The organism is Bacillus sp. 105MF (assembly GCF_000374885.1).
Taxonomy (GTDB): domain Bacteria; phylum Bacillota; class Bacilli; order Bacillales; family Bacillaceae_G; genus Bacillus_A; species Bacillus_A pseudomycoides.
This window is the reverse complement of record NZ_KB895577.1, coordinates 47426-66167: the sequence shown is the minus strand read 5'-3', so window position 1 is coordinate 66167 and position 18742 is coordinate 47426. Positions and strand designations below refer to the sequence as shown.

The window sequence follows — 18742 nt, the reverse complement described above, 5'->3', positions numbered from 1 at the left end:
TCTCCTTTTCTCTTACTAATGCTAGGATATACCCTCCTGTAGCAGGAGGATCAATTAAGAATAGACTGGAAAACACACTTTCATGATAAATTGTAACGGATTATGTTTGGATGCAGGCCGAATGTTTTTATAATCTATTTGTTCAGTAAACACACCCTGTTCATACACTTCAAAAGGTGAATCCCTTACTACATATCCCTTTTCCTCAATGAAATTCATTATTTTTTCATATGCGATTCCTAATTCCGAATATGGTCCCTTTACAATCACGCAAATATGTTTTCCCCCTTCTAAACAACGGACATTTGAAAGTGTATCATCGCACTCTTTTATAGGTACACAAACTTCTAAATCTATTGGTGCATTCCCTTTATAAAATTGGTGAAAAACTGTCATCATTTTCCCATCTACTTCTATCCCATATGCATATAACCTTTCAAACAATTTTTTTACAACAAAATCGATTTCTCGTATACATATTTTTTCACGAACACCGTAAATCCATTGTCTTTCTCTTATTTCTTCGAAGCATTCTGTTATATTTGAAACAGTTACAAATGGCTCATTTCTATTCAAATCATCAATGGATTGATCCATTGCCTCTAGAGTTTGCCGCATCTTTATCATTTTCCCCTCTAGTTGTAGAGCCTTTTCTCTCAATCGATTCTCTAATTCTCTATTATCATGACTTTCTAAAACTCTCTTTATTTCCTGTAATGAAAAACCAAACATTTTTAACTTTTTTATGTATTGTAAAGTTTTTATTTGCTCATAATCATAATATCGATACCCTGTTACAGAATCAGTATGCAAAGGTTTTACAAGATGAATTGCATCATAGTGATGTAACGTTTTAATAGATACACCACATATTGTTGAAAACTGTCCAACTGTATACATGTACGATCCCAGCCTTTATTTTCAATTTTTTCCTACTTAATTCATATTTTACTATAGAAAACATTCGTTTCAGACAAATAAAAAACGAGTTTGTATACAACTCGTTTTTTACACCACTTATTCTAATCATTTAAATATTTGTACGAGGCTCCTCCAATCTCTCCTTACTCTTCCAATCAAACAAACTTTCAGCCTTAGTTTGCTGCCCTGGCTTCACAAATAACATCGCTCCCATTGCAATAGCGGCCAAAATGGCAGCTACGATAAACATAGAAGGATAGCCATAACTTACAACTAAGTATCCAGTTAAGGTCGGGGCTAAGATTGTCGCGATATTCGCAATAAAATGCATAATTCCACTATAGGTTCCTGCTTGAACAGGAGCTGTGTCGACAATGATTGCCCAAAATAATGAACTTGGTAAAAAAGCAAATGCATTCCCAAGTGACATAAGTGCTAATACAGCTACATAATTATCCATCGCTGGAATGAAACTAAAGCAAACCGCTGTAAGGAATAAAGCGATAATCGGCAATCCTGTTCGAGCTAAACGAAGATTTCCTGTTTTACGTAAAATACGATCGGATAGCTTCGCCCCTAACGGTAATGTAATACAAGCTCCAAGCCAAGGAATCATGCCAAGATACCAAAGAGAAGATAATTGAAAATGGAATACATCTTGCAGATATTTCGGTGTCCAAGTTAATATTAAGAAATTGATATATTGAAAGCAAAAATACGCTAACGTAACCATGACGAATGTCGGAACTTTAAAAAAAGAATACCACGGCTCTTTTTGGATCCCTTTCTCTACTTTTACTGATTGAAGCACACCTTCAGAGCTACGAATTTCAGCTAGTTCTTCTTTCGTCACTCGCGGATGATCTTCAGGCATATTTGTAAAAGTAAAATACCAAATAATCGCCCATACAATCCCAATTGCACCAAGGATGAAAAACATCATTTTCCAACTTGTAAAAGAGAGTAACATAACCGCTACTGGTGCAGTTAATACTGCGCCTAACGGAACACCAACAAAACCAAGGGATGTTAGAAAAGCTCTTTCTTTTGGCGCTGCCCAGTTTGCTGCTGTCTTATTCGAAACCACGAAAGATGGACCTTCTGTGAATCCAAATAAAACTCGGAACAGAGCAAATCCTGCTAAAGCAGAGCCTCCAAAAACAGCCATCCCTATTTCTCCAGCAAAAGCGGTTGCAATTTCAAAAATAGACCAAGCGGTTGCTGCTACAATCCATACAAACTTTGGTCCTTTTTTATCCGAAAAAATACCTCCTAATAAAGAACCAAGCATATAACCGTAACCAAAATAGCCTAATATAGCTCCCCATTCTTTCGGGTCAAATCCATATTCTTTTATAATAAAAGACTGTGCATAAGCAATGGCCCCACGATCAATATAATTCACCATCGTAATTAACGTAAGCATCGCAAAAACATAATAGCGGAATTTATTCTTCATCAAACTCCTCACTCCCCCTCGTATACTTTTGTTTTTCTCTCTAATCCTTTAATAAAATGACATGAACCTTTCCAGGACCATGAACTCCAAAAGCTAATTCCATTTCAATATCACCCGTCCGGCTTGGACCAGTTATAAAATTAATACAAGCAGGTAATCCATTTGGAACGTGTTCATGCACTGCAGTCACTCCTTCTGTCAAACGTCTATAAATTGTATGTTCCGAAAGGATCACTACATAAACTGGCGGCAAAACACTAACTAAACGTCCACGCCCACCACCATTCCACAAAACAACTGTTCCAGTTTCAGCTAGCCCCATTTCGGCATATGTAATTCCCATATCAACTCGAGCTACATAGTCTCGTAGTTCTCTTTCATCTTCTTTATTCTGCCAAATTCGATAAGAAACGAAATTTTTTGTTAAATACTTTCCTATTTCAAGCTGGTGTAATCTATCATCATCCCAGTACACCGCAGATTGAACATCAAATTTTCCTGCAACGTACTGAAGGGCATTCTCTATTTCTGAGCGGTATATATGACTTACTTCTGTATGTAATGCCTTCAAGTTTGCAATAAACTGTTCTACTAAACTCTCGTGATCTATCTCTTTAGAAAAATACCTAAGTGGATCGTTATTCCACTTAGGAGGAGTTATCCCGGAGCGACGATTTCGCCCTAGTTTACGTGCGATATTGTTTAAAAAAGATTCTTGTACATCCGTCATGTTATGAATCCCTCTTTTCTTTTTCCCACCAATCTCGGAATGATTGTTTCGCAGGTTTTGGAAAATCTCTGCTTTCTGTCCACCCTTTTAATGGACCAGGGCCATTCGCAATATAACCATCTTTTGCAAATATCGATAAACCAGTGCGAGCCATTTTAACGGCTTTCTCGTAAACAAAAGGATGACTCGCCATAAACGCAAAACCTTTAAAGGCCAGTTGCTCAAATTTCGTTACAAATCCTTGTTCCACCTCATCTTTACGATGCTCAATGAGAAGGTCATGTAATGGAATTTTCACCGGGCAAACATCTGTACATGCGCCGCACAAACTTGATGCAAAAGGCAATTCTTTTAATTCCTCATACCCTTCTAATAAAAGAGCTAGTACCGCACCAATTGGTCCGCTATAAGTATTTCCATACGCATGTCCTCCAATATTACGATATACAGGACAAACATTCACACACGCTCCGCACCGAATACACTTCAACACTTCTTGATAAGCGGTTCCTAAAATATTAGAACGACCATTATCTAAAATGATTAAATGAAATTCTTCAGGTCCATCCATATCTTCAGGTAAGCGAGGCCCATTAATTCCCGTTACATAGGATGTAATTTTTTGACCGGTAGCACTTCTAGTTAACATCGAAACGACAACATCAAGATCTTGCCATGTCGGAACAAGGCGCTCCATTCCCATAATAGCAATATGAACTTTTGGCAATGTAGTGGTAAGGCGAGCATTTCCTTCATTACTTATTAGAACAACGGATCCAGATTCTGCCACAGCAAAATTACAACCTGAGATCCCAATATCAGCCTCTAAAAATTCTTTACGCAATTGCTCCCGAGCAAATTGTAGTAATTGATTTGTATCAACTGGCATTTCCCTTCCAGCCTCCTTAGAAAAAAGCTCTGCTACTTGTTCCTTCGTCTTATGAATAGCTGGAGCAATTAAATGTGATGGAGCTTCTCCCGCTAATTGAATGATATACTCTCCGAGATCGGACTCTACCACTTTTACCCCCATTTCTTCTAAGTTTTTATTGAGGTGTATTTCTTCCGAAACCATGGACTTCGATTTAATAATTGTTTTTGCTCCTTTTTTTCTCGCGATTTCAGAAACATACAATACGGCATCTTCTGCTTTGAAAGCAAAATGGACATGCCCCCCATTTTCCCGAACATTTGTAGCTAATTGTTCCAAATAACTATCTAAATTTTCAATTGTATGCATCCGAATTTCAGATGCTGCCTCACGCCATTCCTCAAAATTTCCTAATTCATGTGTAGCTTGTTCCCGTCCCATCCGAAGCCTATCTTGTGTAAATGGAACCGCACTTCTCATCTGCGAATCGTGTATGGCTTTATCTACTCTTTCCAAAAATTCTAGTTCTCCCACTACACTCATTTGTTCAGCTCCTTCGCCAGTACTTCTGCTATATGTAACACTTGAATGTCTTTATTTTTTCTGCGTAGCCGCCCTCCAATATTCATAAGACATCCCATATCTGCCCCGATTAAGAGATTGGCTTCTGCTGCCTCAATATGTTTTATCTTTTCATCAACCATTGTTTCAGAAATCGGGCTCATTTTCACTGCAAAAGTACCACCAAAACCGCAGCAATCTTGGCAATATGGTAATTCTTTTACGTCTAGGCCTTCTACTTGTGATAGTAACTTAAGTGGTTCATCTTTTATCCCAAGTCCGCGACTCATATGACACGATTGATGAAAAACTGCTGCCCTAGCTAGCTTAGATTTTAAATTACTTGTTCGGAGTACATTCATTAAAAAATCCGTCAGCTCATACGTCCTATCCACTAAACGAACTGCTTTTTCATACCATTCACTATCATCTTTAAACATTTCTTTATAATAATGATGAATCATGCTAGCACAAGATCCTGAAGAGGTCACAATATATTCACTATGCTCAAATGCTTTTATCATTTGTTTCGCTGCCGCTTTAGCTTCTTTTTGATATCCACTATTGTAGACAGGTTGCCCGCAGCAAGTTTGTCCTTCAGGAAAATCTACTTCTACTCCACATTGCTCCATAATTTCCACAACACTCTTACCTACTTGAGGAAAAAACACATCGGATAAACACGTAATGAATAACGAAACTTTCATAAACATTTCCTCCCCAGAACGATACAATCTACTTTCAAGTTATTAATCTACTGAAAAATATTTTTAATTTTTAGAATTTTCTATATTTAATTTGTTTTATTTATGATATCATGTGACGTATTATATAAAAACTATTTATAAGGTTGTTTTTGTATATAAAAAAGGTATAGAAAGAGGATTGGAAATGGATATAAGACAACTTCGTTACTTTATTGTAATCGCCGAAGAAAGACAGCTTACCCGTGCTGCTCATCGACTTCATATGGCACAGCCACCTCTAAGTAGACAACTATCGTTACTAGAACAAGAATTATCAGTAAGCCTCTTTGAAAGAAACGGTCGAAATATGCATTTAACTGAAGAAGGTAAAATATTATATAGGAAAGCAAAAAGTATTATCCAACAATTAGAGGAAACAATTACAGAGATTAAAGATACCGGTGAAGGATTACGAGGAAATCTGTCTATTGGCGCATTTCATTCGTGCATTCCTTTTTTATCTGAAAAAATCCGCTATTTTCAAGAGAACTATCCAAATGTAAACTTAAAAATATGGGAAGGTGGTCCTTTATACTTAATAGAGCAATTAGAAAATCGGAATATTGAACTCGCTGTCTTACGTACCCCTTTTAATAAGAAGGCTTTTTCTAGTATTTGTGTATCAAAGGAGCCATTCGTATTAGTCATACCTGCAAAATGGGAGCTTCATCATTCAAATCTTCCAATCTCCATAACTAAACTAGATCATATCCCCCTCTTACTTTTACATAAAGATAAAGAAGACAGTTACCATCAGCTCGTCATTGATGAATGCAGTCGTCATGGTATAAAATTAAATATAGCATGTGAATGTCCCGACTCTGCATTTGTACTTATGCTCATCATGGCTGGGATCGGAGCCTCGATTCTACCTAAAAGTGCTGTATCTTATATCCCGCAAGAATTTATCAGAATAGTAGATTTAATAGATTTCCCATTCCAATCTGAATCATCAATAATCTGGTTGAAAGATCGGAAACTCTCTAACAGTGCTAGACGATTTATAGAATACACATAAAGTGAAACTTTAATCAGTGGGGGTTTTCTCCATCTCCCACTGATTATTAGTTGAACCAATCGGGCTTTTACGAACAGTTCATCGCCCACCTAACTTCTTCGCTTCCGCTGAATTTTGAGGTGGGAGTGTTACTGCCCGTTAATGCGGGATAAGAATGATTTCGGAGGTGTAATCATGGCCCTATTCGCTTCTCCATCATTATGTATCATCGCTATAATTTCTTTCGCATTATCTTACTTTGTAGGAGTAAAACAGTATACTTGGCTCTTATCTGGATTTAACGAAAAGCGTGTACAAGATAAGCAAAAACTAGCAAACATAGTTGGGATTTATAACTTAGCAGCTGGTGTTATTGCGGCAATAGGTAGCGTCTTCACTACGCCCAACATACAAATTATTGTTCCTATTATTATCGTTGGACATGTTGTATTAGCAGCTTATGTGAACACAAGAATGGTTCACTAATCCTTCTAAAAAGAAGGCTCTGTTAAGGGGAAATGGTGAACAAAGCATTTAATAACTTATTAAAGCATATGGACAAACTATCTCAAACGAAAAAAAAACAAGCTTTTCAATGAGAGAAACACTCTGTTGAACCTACATCCTCTGTTGGTGGTCGTCTAATCAATGAAATGAGAAAAACGTATGACGGTTTACGCTTATCAAAATTCAATGTGTAGTCCTTATTGAACTAACGGTCGGAATGGTTGAACACCGTTTGGTATTGTTATAATATTCAGATTAAACCTGGCCATAACAGTATTTAAACTTCAGGGAGGAGATTTATATGTCTTTAAAAGTCGAAGATATAATTACGTTTGAACGAACTTTTACAGTAAAAGATGTTGAATTATTTACAGAGGTTTCAGGTGATGAAGGGATTCACCATATAACCCCAGATGAACAGGGAAGACTTGTAACTCAAGGGTTACTAACGGCAACTCTACCAACGAAAATGGGTGGAGATAATAACGTACTGGCTCGTACTATGAATTTTGAGTTTTTAAGACCTGTATTTACAGGGGATACAATAATTTGTGAAGCTAAAATTGAAAAGTACGAAAGGAAAGAAAATCATAGAACAGCTATTATCGCATCCTTTTTATGTAAAAATCAGAATGAAAAAGTAGTATTAAAAGGCAACTTTTCAGGTGTAATACTGTGAATTCTTTCTACCTTCTTCAATTAACTGGAGCGTTAGAATCTGATTAGCAACATTAAAATTTAACAGAGCGAAAAAGAAAAAAGATAAGCAAATTTGCTTATCTTTTTTCTACTTTCCATTCAGTATAATCCATATTAAGATATGGATCTATTTATATTGTTATAAAGAATCCACATATTCTTTCGCTTCCAGCAATGAATACCCAAATGCTTCGCGCGCTTTCTTAACTGCTGTAATTGTTTTTCCATCTTTCACAAGCTGCCGCAGTTCATTATTAATTTCGGGCTCTACCTCTCTAATTCCCATTTGTTTTTTTATTAATTCTAATCTAGTTTCCATACGCTTTAGTCTAGCATCCGTTCTTTTTTCCATTTGCTTTAATTTCTCTCCAATATAAATGGCTCCAAAAACAATAAATGGTATTACAATCCAAAATTCCATATTCTCCTCTCCTTACAATCTATGTATTTCGCACCAATGTTCAATATCAAAATTTTACCATGAAATGAATTTCATATATAGTTATTACATTGATGTGAAGGAGGGCATACACTATGATTCGTTACCTCAAATTTTCATTGCAATTTGTCGTCCTTTGCATTGTATTGACTTTACTATTCGATATGATTGGCTGGTTCATTTTCAAAAAAAAACAAATCGAAAATAAAACAGTTATCATCCCGCTCATTATGGCAGGATGAACTTTATACATATTTCGATACAAGACTCCCTCAAAAACACCATAATACTACTGCCCTCATCTTAAACAAATGAGGGCATTTATCTGGATCCCTTTACTTCTTAATGGATATATTACATTCTCCTTGTCTATTTATCTCAATCTGTTTTTCGTTATCAATTTCTATTTGTAACGGATGAACCGCTGCATCTAACTCTGAGAAAAACCACCGACGCCCTGATAGCCCTAATAATAAGTAGACTCCGTTTTCTCCCATAAAATGAAAACCATCACTTAACGCTTCTCCGTCTCTTACTGAAATCCCATATTCTATCAATTGGTTCCCTACTGCGAGAACCTGATCTGTCGTCATACTCATTTCACTTACATTTAATATAGAATGAACCGAAAAAGGCTCATTACTTTCTGGAGATATAGTATGCCTAGAGATAAACTCTACAATATTCCCCGCAGGATCCATAAAATAGAACGAATGTGCATTTGAGCGTGAAAAATATACTTCATCCTCTCCATCTTCTACATTTAAAACGACCATCTTTTTTGCCCATTCTTTTGCTTCAGAAAACTGATTGGACGGTATATTGAAAGCAAAATGATAAAGAGGCTTGCTATTGAAATTATTTTTTCGAAATTCTAATTCACTCTCTCCCACTTGGATGCTAAAACTCATTTCACTACTATGTAATAACTGAAAATCTAATTTATTTAAATAGAAATCTTTCATTTCTTCTAATGCGTTACTGTATAAAGTAACCCTACTTATCAACATCAAAAACTCTCCCTTCTAGTCCAGTTCTATATTCAGATCATATAATTAATGACTTATTTTTACAAATAATTGAATTAATAAGAAATTTTATTTATAATCAGAACCAGGTATTATAACTTAGTGATAAAACGAGGGGGATTTGTATGAATTCAAAAGCACGAATTACAGCTGTCGGGACTTATGTACCCGAGAAAGTTCTATCAAATGAAGATTTATCGAATCTTGTTGAAACGACAGATGAATGGATTGTGCAGCGAACCGGTATGCATGAGAGAAGAATCACTTCCTCTGATGAATTTTCTACAACTTTATGTATTCGAGCTGTTCAAAATTTAATCGACCGATTCCACGTTTCTATTGATGACGTTGATTTAATTATTGTCGCAACTGCTACACCTGATTACATGTTCCCAAATACAGCAAGTCAAGTTCAGGCTCATTTTGAAATACCTCATACAGGCGCAATTGATATTAGTGCAGCTTGCGCTGGGTTCGTGTATGGACTAATTGTTGCCAACGGCCTTATTACTTCCGGGACAAACAAAAAGATACTAGTTATCGGTGCGGAAACTCTTTCAAAAATCACAGATTATAGCGACCGTACTACTTGTATACTTTTCGGAGATGGCGCTGGTGCAGCCCTTGTAGAATATGATGAAAACAACCCTAGTTTTTTAGGAACTCATATGGGATCTAAAGGTTCTGGCGGAATCAACTTATATCAAACTGCCTTATCCAAAACAATGAATGGAACTCAATTACAAGACACACCTTACCTCGTTCAAAACGGAAGAGCCGTTTACAAATGGGCTGTAAATACAGTCCCACAAGGCGTACAAGAATTACTAGAAAAAAATCATTTAAATATATCAAATATTGATTGGTTCATTCCACATAGTGTCAATTTGAGGATGATTGAATCCATTTGTGAACGAACAGGTATTTCTCTTGATCGCACACTCATGAGTCTACAATATTGCGGAAACACCTCTGCTGCTTCTATCCCATTAGCACTTGATATTGGATTAAAAGATGGAAAAATCAATAATGGCGACACTTTACTTTTGTATGGATTCGGTGGAGGCCTTGTACATGCAGGACTAATTTTAAGATGGAATATATAAGTACGTAACATAAAGGCTGATGTTTTATCACATCAGCCTTACAAATCATTTATGTATCTCTCAACTCTTTATTGGGTCATTACATTTGTGGTGAAATTAATGCATTGATTTCGTCTTTGATCTAACGAAAAAGCTAACTATTCTCTCTCCCTTTATATCTTACTTTTAACATTCCGCTCCCAATCTAGTTAAATACGATACATCGCATTATATTCCTTTATTTAACATTTTGTTTATTATATAGTGAATATAACATTGAAAAAGGAGAATAATCATATGGAACTCAAAACGCTAGATATATATGAAAAAATAAATCAATATCCGGTAGCTGGATTAAGCCTAGCTATTATTCGTAATGGAGAATTAGAACATGCTGAAGGCTTTGGCGCACTTGAATTGAGGACGGTTAGAAAAGTTAACGTGAATTCTATTTTCAACGCTTGTTCTATAAGTAAATTCCTCACAGCGATGCTCGTATTGAAATTAGCAGATCAAGGAATACTGGACTTAGATGAAAATGTAAATAACCGTCTTATATCCTGGAAAGTTCCTGAAAATAAATTCACTTATGATAAAAAAGTTACCTTACGAAATCTATTAAGTCATCAATCAGGAATTATTGATCCGGATGAAAGTTTTGATATATATCACCCCATCCAAGGAAAACCTGCGATTTTACAGATCCTTCAAGGTAAAACATCCTATTGCTCAGTCCCTATCGAAGTTCAATATGAGCCTGAAAGCAAGTTTCACTATTCCGATGCTGGATTTTGTATAATAGAACAACTGATAGAAGACGTTACTGGAAAATCTTTTAATCTATTATTACAAGAGTTAATATTTGGACCTTTAAATATGAATAACAGTACACTAGAATCTCCTAAACAAGAGATCACAAATGATCACTTTGCATGTGGTCACAATAAGAACGAACATGTAGTAGATGGAAAGTATCCGTTCTATCCCTATTCAGCTGCTGCAGGAATTTGGTCCACCCCAACAGATTTAGCTGCTCTAGTAATGGAAATCAGCCATTCTTTGCAAGGCAATAGTAAACTCGGACTATCATCAAAAATAATGAAAGAAATGATTTCCCCACAAGGTTGCTCAAAATGGACCGGATTAGGTGTATTTCTAGACAATCCAAAGCAAGAAATACAAATTTCTTCACTTGGCTGGGGCGTTGGCTTTCAATGTATGATTGTTGCATATCCACATAAAGGCACCGGTGCTATCATTATGACAAATTCAGACCTAGGTGTTCACCAAAATGAAGGGATTATTGGAGAAATTATTAACTTATTAGAACTATAGAAAGCTTTAGTAAGGGCTATCATTAAAAAAGCTAGCGAAAGGCTAGCTTTTTTTAGTTCTGACAAGAACATACAGAAAATTTTTTATAGAGTTAAGTACAAAAAATTATATATCCGAAACTACACACAGTGAAGAGCACTTAAAGCGGATTCCTCATCTTTTAAAAAAAATACAGCTTTTCCTTTATTACATTCATATATAAAATCCGCAAGACTTTTACTATTGTATACATTGAAATCCCCAACAATAGCTAATTTTATGCGGTAGTTCATATATTTTTGTAATATTTCACCCGCTAGGCCAGTTCTTAAGTTAAAAAATTCCTCTGTAATATTTACTTTGTTAATCAATATTTTTTGACAATCATAGGAAAAATTGACGGATGCCATCAAGTCTAATGCTCCTTGCACATCCCTTATTACGATTTCAGAACTTTCTATAATTGCAATTTTAGAATTATCTTTTTCATGAATGCGTATTTTCACCTATATCCCCCACCTAACATTACATTTTTCATCAAATTATCATTCTTCTTTTTTTACTTTATATAATATTTTTAGCTACAATCTTTAGATGCTCAGGAGCGATGATTTCCTTTATACTTTCTTGAAGATCCTCGTGAAGCATTTCTTCAAGATGCTCCAATGATACTTCAAGAGGTGTACACTCTAACGTTTCAATATTTAATAAGGAATAATGTTCTTTTTTCTTTATGACTAAATATTGATTCTCTTCTGTTACAAGTAAAGAACCTAATCTAATTCCGAGTAAACGTTGATCATCAAATTTCATACTATATCCCTCTCTCTATTAATAGACATACTATAGAAATACAAACAATTTTATATAAATTAATATCCATATTATAACTTTACCAAAATCTATCTCTAAATAACACGGAAATTGGTATTATTATCCTTGAAAATAAAACCTATACTACATATTTCACATGCGATATTCTTAATTCTCCATATATTGCAGCACAAAAAAACTTTCTCAACATATAAAGATCACTTTATAGTTTTCTAAATTATCAGAATACGTTATAATGAATTTAATAAAAGTTTGACCTCTCCTAATTCATGTACATATTGTTGATCGGTAGGAATTGCTACCGGTCTATTTTTTTATTCTTGTATTAAACATTGAATCTTCTTTTTGAATAACTGAAAATAAAAATTCTGCATCTCGGCCCACACCACAAAGCAGTGCTGATCCTCTTTGATGTTGCCAAGGTAAACCAATATAGTATAACCCTTGCACCCCGCTAACACCTCTTGTATGAACTGGTGATCCTGCTTGATTCATTGCAGCTTCTACTTCAATCCACTGATAATTCGGTATGAACCCTGTAGACCATACTACATTCTGAACATTGCATGCGCTATCATCTGAAAACACTACTTTATTCTGCAATGCATTTACGACCTTCGGCTTCAATGCTATCGCCCCATTACGAATAAGCTCTCTACATTCATAACCAAATATAGGATCTTTCTGCTTCTGAAACCATCTTCCCCGCCATGTGTTGATTCCAGCATATAATAGTCCTATTGTTTCCAGCCAAGCAAAAATACTCCTTCCCATTATTTTTAGTGGTAAAAAAGAAAGCGGATGACTTACAGCAATCGTAACATCACGAGATTTCGCTAGTTCTACTGCAATTTGTGTACCGGAATTCCCCCCTCCTACTACAAGGACTGATCCCTCTGGAATTTGCATTGGTGATTGGTATTGTGAAGAATGAATTTGAAAGGTATCATTGGAAAGGTTTTGTGAAATAGAAGGAATGTAAGGCCTCTGAAAAGCACCTGATGCGATAATAACTCGTTTAGATTGTAGCATTTCGTTAGGAGTAAAAACCTCAAACGCATGTCCCTTCTTTCTTATTTTGGAAACATTGATATTTAACCTCACCGGTATGGAAAAACGTTTCGCATAAGCTTCTAAATAATTTGCAATTTCATCTTTACTAGGAAATTCATTTTGATTTCCATTTAACCTCATACCTGGCAATGCACAATAATCCCTTGGTGTAAACAATTGTAAAGAATCGTACTGCTTTCTCCATGAATCACCAATCCTCTTCCCTCCATCCAATAAAACAAAGTTATAGTTTCCTTGCTGTAAGTAATATCCCATAGCTAAACCTGCTTGACCAGCTCCTACTATAATTACATCTAACATATTTCCTCCTCCTTTTTATTACAATAACATATGAATAATTGTTCATATGTTCATATGTTTGATTTAATATTATAGTTTTCTTTTTTACAAATCAAGGAAAACAATTCTTCTTTCTACTCAACCTATAAACCTAAAAAGCACACTATTGATGATAAGAAACTTTTTATCATCAATAGTGTGCTTTTAAATTCGATATAAGTAACAATTTAATAATTTACTTTCTTATTGAAATACCACTAGACATATACTTTTACATTCTCTTTATTTATAAACATCTGCCGCAAGCTCTTTTAAAAGGCCGATGTTTGTCACTTCAAAGTACCCATTATTCTTTCTAATTACACTTTTATCACAAAGAGTATTTAATGTTCTTAATAAATGCCTGTAGCTTGTTCCTAGCAATTCCGATGTCTCAGTTAAATTCCCATTAAATATAATTCTTTGTTCATTATGAATAAGTCTTTCTCCAGTCGCAAGAATGTAACTTGCTAACCTATTCTCAAGAGGATACAGTAAATTAATCGTACTGTTTTTTGACAATCTATTTAACTTATGAGACAAAGAACCACAGATACACCTTAAAAAGGTTGCATCCTGAAGCAATCGTTCTCTCACCTTTTCTAAAGGGATTCCAATGCAATAAGAGTCTACCATCACTTGTACATTTGAAGCTGTTTTTTGCGAGTGGATTAATTCAACATCTCCCAATATTTGCAAGCTATCATAAAAACATAATAATACAGATTTCCCATTACTTAATGTGTTATAAGCCTTCGCTTTTCCTTCAACAAAGAAATACAGATAGTGAATATCTTCATTCTCCTTACAAATATGCTCATTCTTTTTAAAGAGTAATAGTTCCATATATGATTTCATATCATTGCTAAAAAATGATGCAATTTTATTCTTTTGCACATAATCATCTAACTTATGAGAATTACATATTTTCTTCATACATCCCCCACCTTTGTAACTCATTTTAATTATAAAGAAAATTTCTTCCTTTCACTATGACATATGTCATAGTAGCTCACAATTTAATCATGATACATTACATGTAAATTTATAAAGGGGGAACGTCATTGTATAATTTACTCTCAATTATTATAGGTGCTTTCATCGCCATTATGATTCCTTTAAATGGTATCTTATCTGAAATGACAGGTAACTATACATCTAGTGTGATGATTCATATCGTTGGATTAGTTGCCATTGTCATTGTTTTACTCGTTAGCAAATCCAAACTTCACATGCAAAAAGGGATACCGCTTTATCTTTATAGTGCAGGAGCTATCGGTGTTTTCACCGTACTATTTAGTAATATAAGCTTCACAGCACTCGGTGTCTCTATTACAATCGCTTTAAGTTTACTTGGGCAATCTGTTTCATCTATTATTATCGATCATTTCGGCTTATTAGGTATGAAGGTCGTGAAATTTGAAAAGAAAAAAATGTTTGGATTACTTCTGATTTCTTCGGGAATTGTTGTAATGACTATTTTTTAATGGAGGATGGAACTATGTTATATATTTTCATTGCAATTTTAGCCGGAATTTCCATTGTAGTTGCAAGAATTATTAATGCTAACTTAGCAGCAAAGATTGGAATTTTCCAAGGAACATTTGTTAATTATATTACGGGATTGTTTTTTTCTTTTTTATTTTTACTCTTTAGCAATGAATCTCTTCACGTATCAGCTACGACATTGCACTCCATACCATTTGTAGTATATTTAGGAGGTTTAGTTGGTGTTATTGTAATTGTATTATCAAACTATATTACTCCTAAAATATCATCTTTCTATTTAACTTTATTGATTTTTGTGGGGCAATTATTTATGGGAGTTATAATTGATTTCTTCACATCAAATGATGTATCTATCGGTAAAATAATCGGAGGCTTTTTAGTATTACTTGGACTGACTTATAACTTAATACTTGATAAGACGTACGAACCTGTGAAAAATAGTCGAGTACAGCTCTAACAACATTTTAAAAAATAGAAAAGGAATACATCCGCACGCTTACATTGGATTTATTCCTTTTTTATAAGAACTCCTCCAATTTCAACACATTAACTTTTCCTCTTCTTTCACAGAGTGTCTTCTAAAGACAAGGAATTTCAATGCAATTGACATTATCATCATTCCAATTCCGCACATAATAAACATAACATTTAGAGAAATAAATATAGACAGAATTCCAAATACCAAAAGAGATATTGTATCTGCTAAGTAAAGCAAAACTGCATTAAAACTGAACCCTCGCCCTAACATATCTTTCGGAACGAGTTTTTGTAATATGTATACCCTCGTTAGTCCCGCTAACGGTAGACCAATCCCGACTATACATACTCCAACAAAATAAAATGAAATATTAAATGTAAATCCAAGCAAAAAGATCCCAACACCCCAGATGATAGACGCGATTGTATAAATAGTTAAATTCAAGTTTTTCCATATGAAGGGGATCATCATATTTGTAATGATTACTACGCATCCAAAGAACCCTTGAATGACACTATAAATTTCTTTACTCTCTTTTGTGAACTCTCCCAATGATAATAATAATCCAACTTTCCAAACCCATGTATTCATGATTACCGGATTATATCCTGACAGTTCTTGGATTGAAACAATTCGTTCTTCCAAAAACATTACTTTTATTCCAACATTGCATATGGGAAACTTCTTATCTCTTTTTAAAGTTGATGAGATACTGTATATTTTATTTGAACCAAAGTCAACATCTCCACAACAAAATACTACACCCAATACTCTTTTAACTATAGACGAAATCACCCCTACTGTTACCGCTTTAGGGGATCAAGCACGCTTAACGATATTAACGGTGCTTGCTAATCATAAAGAATTATTTGCCCAAGAAATTATTAATGAAACTGGATTACACCAAAGCACTGTATCTCGGCACCTAGCTGTACTAGAAAGCGGCGATCTCCTTCATGTGAGAAAAAAAGGTAAAACAAAGTATTATTCGATTAATAAAACTACGGTTGAAAAAACAATTACCTTTTTAAATCATATAAAACGTTAATCAAAAATAGAGAAAGCTATACTTTCTCTATTTTTGATTACTCTATATTATCTATTAAAACACCACAAAAAAAGGTTGCTCTTTTTCATCTAAACTTTTTACAATTCTCTCTTTAAAATTTGACCACGTAACCATCTGTAAAGCCTCTTCAACCGTAAAGAATCCGACTTCTAAACTCTCACTACTTGTTTCTAACTTACCCCCGATCGGTTTTGCTAGCCAACAAGTCGCACAAACACCTGAACTTAGATTTTGATATATACCACAGAACTTTGTCACGCAAATATCAATCCCAGTTTCTTCTTTTATTTCTCTTATAGCAGCGTCTTGAATAGATTCCCCTTCTTCAACTTGCCCTCCTGGTTGCTCCCACCCTCTACGCGGGCTACGAATTAACAGGATCTTCCCCTCATCGTTTAAAACGACTACACCCGCTGAAACATAATGTTTTGGATTACTCATAGGAACAACTTCCTTTCAATGCCTTTCAATGCCTTTCATCAAAAAATAAATATCCTTTAACTATAATAATAGCTAAAGGGATATAACAGTACGACTTTATTCTAACGCCACAATAGTAAATAGAAGAGAGAATAAGCATTTACTACAATCAGCTTGTCAATGCGAATGATTTTTCGATACAGGAAATAAACTGATGAATAAATTCATCGATTTCTTCTTTTGTAATAATATAAGGGGGAAGTAAACGAATTGTATTTCCCTTTGTAACGTCTACAAGCATGCCTTTATTTAGTAATTCTAATTGTAGTTTTTTTACATTTTCATTCGTGTCGTGAATACTGATTCCAAACATCATTCCACAATGACGTACTTCTTCGATAAAAGAGGAGTTTTCCTTCTGGATTTTTTGAAGTTTTTCATTTAAATATAAGGACGTTTCATAAGACTGTTGCATTAAACCATCATCCATTAATGTTTCTAATACAGTTAATCCTAAAGCCGTACCAATTGGTGAATGTGCGAATGTTGTTCCGTGATCACCTGGTGAGAATATATCATAAAGTCGTGGACCTACTATTATTCCCCCTAAAGGTGTACCGCCTCCCGCTCCTTTACCAAATTGAATAATATCAGGTGTAATATCAAAATGCTGATAAGCAAACAATTTTCCAGTTCTCCCTATCCCACTTTGCACCTCGTCAACAATAAATAACACATTATACTGTCTGCAAAGCTCTTCAACACCTTTTAAATATTCACCCGACAAAGGATATATCCCACCACTTCCTAATACTGGCTCTAGCATAATAGCAATTGGATTTTCCTTGAGTATGGTTCTTTCTAGTTCCTCTAAATTCTCTCGTTCCACTTCATATACAGGAATAGACGTACGCGGAAAATTTTGATATACACTTTCTTGTCTTGTAAAGTGAAGAGCACCTAATGTACGTCCATGAAAACTTTCTTTAAGTACAATTACTCCATCACGTTTTTGATTTGTTATATGTCTGTACTTGTGGATTAGTTTTAAGGTTGCCTCGGTAGCCTCCGCACCAGAGGTTGTATAATAGACTTTCCCATCTTTTAAAGAATAATTGACTAATTTTTTGGCGTATTCAATAGCAACTGGGTTTAAGAAATGAAAGGGAAGATGTAAGCATCTTGTAACTTGTTCAAAGGTGGCTTTTATAATATTAGGATGATTGTAGCCTAATATATTCACTCCTACACCAGAGAATAAATCAAGATATTCTTTACCATTCACATCATAAAGCTTACAACCTTCACCCTTTTCTATAATAACCGGTATGCGGTGGTACGTAGACATTACATATTCTTTATCTAATTGAGACCAATCGGACATGCATGATTCCCCCTAGGTGTAATCCTATTATCTTTACATTTTCCAACACAAAATTTCGGTACAACTTCTGAATTGACTACACTGTCATCCAATTTACATGTTAGAAAAAATATATGAGCATAGAATTTTTGTTTACTCCCCTTTTCAAAAACCTTATATATTTCGCGAATAATAGAAAAAACGAAATAATTTTTAGTTCATACAACTATCAAAAGCTTTGTGTATTCACATAGACCTAAATGAACTGAGTAACTAGAAATGGTGTTTTTGTTAGAATTTTAAGATTTCAAATTATATTT

General features: G+C 34.7%; 23 protein-coding genes and 1 pseudogene. 10 read left to right on the top strand and 14 right to left on the bottom strand.

Features of this window, described 5'->3' with window-relative positions:
- Positions 1-54: 54 nt before the first annotated feature.
- The 5 genes from C564_RS0117915 to C564_RS0117895 form a co-directional block, all read right to left on the bottom strand.
- A complete protein-coding gene (locus C564_RS0117915) occupies positions 55-900 on the bottom strand; it encodes a MerR family transcriptional regulator (RefSeq protein ID WP_018766257.1) in 846 nt (281 codons plus the stop codon).
- A gap of 130 nt (positions 901-1030) precedes the next feature.
- Positions 1031-2380, bottom strand: a complete 1350-nt coding sequence (locus C564_RS0117910) for an MFS transporter (protein WP_003207778.1) — start codon at positions 2378-2380, stop codon at positions 1031-1033.
- Positions 2381-2420: 40 nt separating this feature from the next.
- A complete protein-coding gene (locus tag C564_RS0117905) occupies positions 2421-3110 on the bottom strand; it encodes a LutC/YkgG family protein (protein ID WP_018766255.1) in 690 nt (229 codons plus the stop codon).
- Between the two features lies 1 nt (position 3111).
- The gene (locus C564_RS0117900; protein WP_018766254.1) at positions 3112-4524 is read right to left on the bottom strand and encodes a LutB/LldF family L-lactate oxidation iron-sulfur protein; all 1413 of its coding nucleotides are present in this window, start codon (positions 4522-4524) and stop codon (positions 3112-3114) included.
- Entirely contained in the window at positions 4521-5249 is a 729-nt protein-coding gene (locus C564_RS0117895) for a (Fe-S)-binding protein (RefSeq protein WP_018766253.1), read from the bottom strand. The genes C564_RS0117900 and C564_RS0117895 overlap by 4 nt, the downstream gene beginning before the upstream one ends.
- A gap of 184 nt (positions 5250-5433) precedes the next feature.
- On the opposite strand from C564_RS0117895, the gene C564_RS0117890 reads away from it, so the two are divergent.
- From C564_RS0117890 to C564_RS0117880, 4 genes and pseudogenes are all read left to right on the top strand, one after another.
- Positions 5434-6306 carry a LysR family transcriptional regulator gene (locus C564_RS0117890; RefSeq protein ID WP_018766252.1) on the top strand — a complete coding sequence of 291 codons (873 nt, stop codon included), beginning with the start codon at positions 5434-5436 and terminating at the stop codon, positions 6304-6306.
- Between the two features lie 174 nt (positions 6307-6480).
- Complete coding sequence (locus tag C564_RS0117885; RefSeq protein ID WP_018766251.1) at positions 6481-6771, top strand: DUF3784 domain-containing protein; 291 nt, start codon at positions 6481-6483, stop codon at positions 6769-6771.
- A 35-nt stretch (positions 6772-6806) separates the two neighbouring features.
- A pseudogene (locus C564_RS36210) lies at positions 6807-6950 on the top strand (IS1595 family transposase); the annotation flags it as partial.
- 143 nt (positions 6951-7093) lie between these two features.
- Positions 7094-7471 carry a hotdog domain-containing protein gene (locus tag C564_RS0117880; protein ID WP_018766250.1) on the top strand — a complete coding sequence of 126 codons (378 nt, stop codon included), beginning with the start codon at positions 7094-7096 and terminating at the stop codon, positions 7469-7471.
- 159 nt (positions 7472-7630) lie between these two features.
- On the opposite strand, the gene C564_RS0117875 is transcribed toward C564_RS0117880, so the two are convergent.
- A complete protein-coding gene (locus tag C564_RS0117875) occupies positions 7631-7912 on the bottom strand; it encodes a hypothetical protein (protein ID WP_003207784.1) in 282 nt (93 codons plus the stop codon).
- A 113-nt stretch (positions 7913-8025) separates the two neighbouring features.
- Here C564_RS0117875 and C564_RS36810 point away from each other — a divergent pair, with 113 nt between their 5' ends.
- A complete protein-coding gene (locus C564_RS36810; protein WP_018766249.1) occupies positions 8026-8172 on the top strand; it encodes a hypothetical protein in 147 nt (48 codons plus the stop codon).
- A 93-nt stretch (positions 8173-8265) separates the two neighbouring features.
- Here the strand turns inward: C564_RS36810 and C564_RS0117865 are convergent, their stop codons facing one another.
- Positions 8266-8940 carry a VOC family protein gene (locus C564_RS0117865; RefSeq protein WP_018766248.1) on the bottom strand — a complete coding sequence of 225 codons (675 nt, stop codon included), beginning with the start codon at positions 8938-8940 and terminating at the stop codon, positions 8266-8268.
- A gap of 143 nt (positions 8941-9083) precedes the next feature.
- On the opposite strand from C564_RS0117865, the gene C564_RS0117860 reads away from it, so the two are divergent.
- Positions 9084-10064 (top strand): ketoacyl-ACP synthase III, encoded by a 981-nt coding sequence (locus tag C564_RS0117860; protein WP_018766247.1) that lies wholly within the window; start codon positions 9084-9086, stop codon positions 10062-10064.
- Between the two features lie 276 nt (positions 10065-10340).
- Positions 10341-11378 (top strand): serine hydrolase domain-containing protein, encoded by a 1038-nt coding sequence (locus C564_RS0117855; protein WP_018766246.1) that lies wholly within the window; start codon positions 10341-10343, stop codon positions 11376-11378.
- 119 nt (positions 11379-11497) lie between these two features.
- Here C564_RS0117855 and C564_RS0117850 read toward each other — a convergent pair whose 3' ends face one another.
- The 4 genes from C564_RS0117850 to yeiL form a co-directional block, all read right to left on the bottom strand.
- Complete coding sequence (locus C564_RS0117850) at positions 11498-11863, bottom strand: DUF4180 domain-containing protein (protein ID WP_003198761.1); 366 nt, start codon at positions 11861-11863, stop codon at positions 11498-11500.
- 58 nt (positions 11864-11921) lie between these two features.
- Positions 11922-12170, bottom strand: a complete 249-nt coding sequence (locus C564_RS0117845) for a hypothetical protein (protein WP_003198762.1) — start codon at positions 12168-12170, stop codon at positions 11922-11924.
- Positions 12171-12497: 327 nt separating this feature from the next.
- Positions 12498-13565, bottom strand: coding sequence for a flavin-containing monooxygenase (locus C564_RS0117840; protein ID WP_018766245.1), 1068 nt, complete (start codon positions 13563-13565; stop codon positions 12498-12500).
- Between the two features lie 261 nt (positions 13566-13826).
- Positions 13827-14519: a transcriptional regulator YeiL gene (gene yeiL / locus C564_RS0117835; protein ID WP_018766244.1), complete on the bottom strand. Its 693-nt coding sequence runs from the start codon at positions 14517-14519 to the stop codon at positions 13827-13829.
- Between the two features lie 128 nt (positions 14520-14647).
- Between yeiL and C564_RS0117830 the strand changes: the two genes are divergently transcribed.
- Positions 14648-15070 carry a DMT family transporter gene (locus tag C564_RS0117830; protein WP_003198769.1) on the top strand — a complete coding sequence of 141 codons (423 nt, stop codon included), beginning with the start codon at positions 14648-14650 and terminating at the stop codon, positions 15068-15070.
- Between the two features lie 14 nt (positions 15071-15084).
- Positions 15085-15549 carry a DMT family transporter gene (locus C564_RS0117825; protein WP_018766243.1) on the top strand — a complete coding sequence of 155 codons (465 nt, stop codon included), beginning with the start codon at positions 15085-15087 and terminating at the stop codon, positions 15547-15549.
- An 81-nt stretch (positions 15550-15630) separates the two neighbouring features.
- Here the strand turns inward: C564_RS0117825 and C564_RS0117820 are convergent, their stop codons facing one another.
- Entirely contained in the window at positions 15631-16161 is a 531-nt protein-coding gene (locus C564_RS0117820; RefSeq protein ID WP_018766242.1) for a hypothetical protein, read from the bottom strand.
- Here C564_RS0117820 and C564_RS0117815 point away from each other — a divergent pair.
- Positions 16160-16618, top strand: a complete 459-nt coding sequence (locus tag C564_RS0117815) for an ArsR/SmtB family transcription factor (protein WP_018766241.1) — start codon at positions 16160-16162, stop codon at positions 16616-16618. The two genes, C564_RS0117820 and C564_RS0117815, sit on opposite strands and share 2 nt — an antisense overlap.
- A 54-nt stretch (positions 16619-16672) precedes the next feature.
- Here the strand turns inward: C564_RS0117815 and C564_RS0117810 are convergent, their stop codons facing one another.
- Complete coding sequence (locus C564_RS0117810) at positions 16673-17080, bottom strand: NUDIX hydrolase (protein ID WP_018766240.1); 408 nt, start codon at positions 17078-17080, stop codon at positions 16673-16675.
- Positions 17081-17228: 148 nt separating this feature from the next.
- Positions 17229-18443, bottom strand: a complete 1215-nt coding sequence (locus C564_RS0117805) for an aspartate aminotransferase family protein (protein ID WP_018766239.1) — start codon at positions 18441-18443, stop codon at positions 17229-17231.
- Positions 18444-18742: the final 299 nt, after the last annotated feature.

Coding starts and splice junctions, on each gene's coding strand:
- C564_RS0117915 (WP_018766257.1), bottom strand. CDS start 900: ATGTATACAGTTGGACAGTTTTCAACAATATGTGGTGTATCTATTAAA.
- C564_RS0117885 (WP_018766251.1), top strand. CDS start 6,481: ATGGCCCTATTCGCTTCTCCATCATTATGTATCATCGCTATAATTTCT.
- C564_RS0117910 (WP_003207778.1), bottom strand. CDS start 2,380: ATGAAGAATAAATTCCGCTATTATGTTTTTGCGATGCTTACGTTAATT.
- C564_RS0117815 (WP_018766241.1), top strand. CDS start 16,160: ATGATTACCGGATTATATCCTGACAGTTCTTGGATTGAAACAATTCGT.
- C564_RS0117875 (WP_003207784.1), bottom strand. CDS start 7,912: ATGGAATTTTGGATTGTAATACCATTTATTGTTTTTGGAGCCATTTAT.
- C564_RS0117840 (WP_018766245.1), bottom strand. CDS start 13,565: ATGTTAGATGTAATTATAGTAGGAGCTGGTCAAGCAGGTTTAGCTATG.
- C564_RS0117825 (WP_018766243.1), top strand. CDS start 15,085: ATGTTATATATTTTCATTGCAATTTTAGCCGGAATTTCCATTGTAGTT.
- yeiL (WP_018766244.1), bottom strand. CDS start 14,519: ATGAAGAAAATATGTAATTCTCATAAGTTAGATGATTATGTGCAAAAG.
- C564_RS0117880 (WP_018766250.1), top strand. CDS start 7,094: ATGTCTTTAAAAGTCGAAGATATAATTACGTTTGAACGAACTTTTACA.
- C564_RS0117820 (WP_018766242.1), bottom strand. CDS start 16,161: ATGAATACATGGGTTTGGAAAGTTGGATTATTATTATCATTGGGAGAG.
- C564_RS0117845 (WP_003198762.1), bottom strand. CDS start 12,170: ATGAAATTTGATGATCAACGTTTACTCGGAATTAGATTAGGTTCTTTA.
- C564_RS0117900 (WP_018766254.1), bottom strand. CDS start 4,524: ATGAGTGTAGTGGGAGAACTAGAATTTTTGGAAAGAGTAGATAAAGCC.
- C564_RS0117855 (WP_018766246.1), top strand. CDS start 10,341: ATGGAACTCAAAACGCTAGATATATATGAAAAAATAAATCAATATCCG.
- C564_RS0117805 (WP_018766239.1), bottom strand. CDS start 18,443: ATGTCCGATTGGTCTCAATTAGATAAAGAATATGTAATGTCTACGTAC.
- C564_RS0117810 (WP_018766240.1), bottom strand. CDS start 17,080: ATGAGTAATCCAAAACATTATGTTTCAGCGGGTGTAGTCGTTTTAAAC.
- C564_RS0117905 (WP_018766255.1), bottom strand. CDS start 3,110: ATGACGGATGTACAAGAATCTTTTTTAAACAATATCGCACGTAAACTA.
- C564_RS0117865 (WP_018766248.1), bottom strand. CDS start 8,940: ATGTTGATAAGTAGGGTTACTTTATACAGTAACGCATTAGAAGAAATG.
- C564_RS0117860 (WP_018766247.1), top strand. CDS start 9,084: ATGAATTCAAAAGCACGAATTACAGCTGTCGGGACTTATGTACCCGAG.
- C564_RS0117890 (WP_018766252.1), top strand. CDS start 5,434: ATGGATATAAGACAACTTCGTTACTTTATTGTAATCGCCGAAGAAAGA.
- C564_RS36810 (WP_018766249.1), top strand. CDS start 8,026: ATGATTCGTTACCTCAAATTTTCATTGCAATTTGTCGTCCTTTGCATT.
- C564_RS0117895 (WP_018766253.1), bottom strand. CDS start 5,249: ATGAAAGTTTCGTTATTCATTACGTGTTTATCCGATGTGTTTTTTCCT.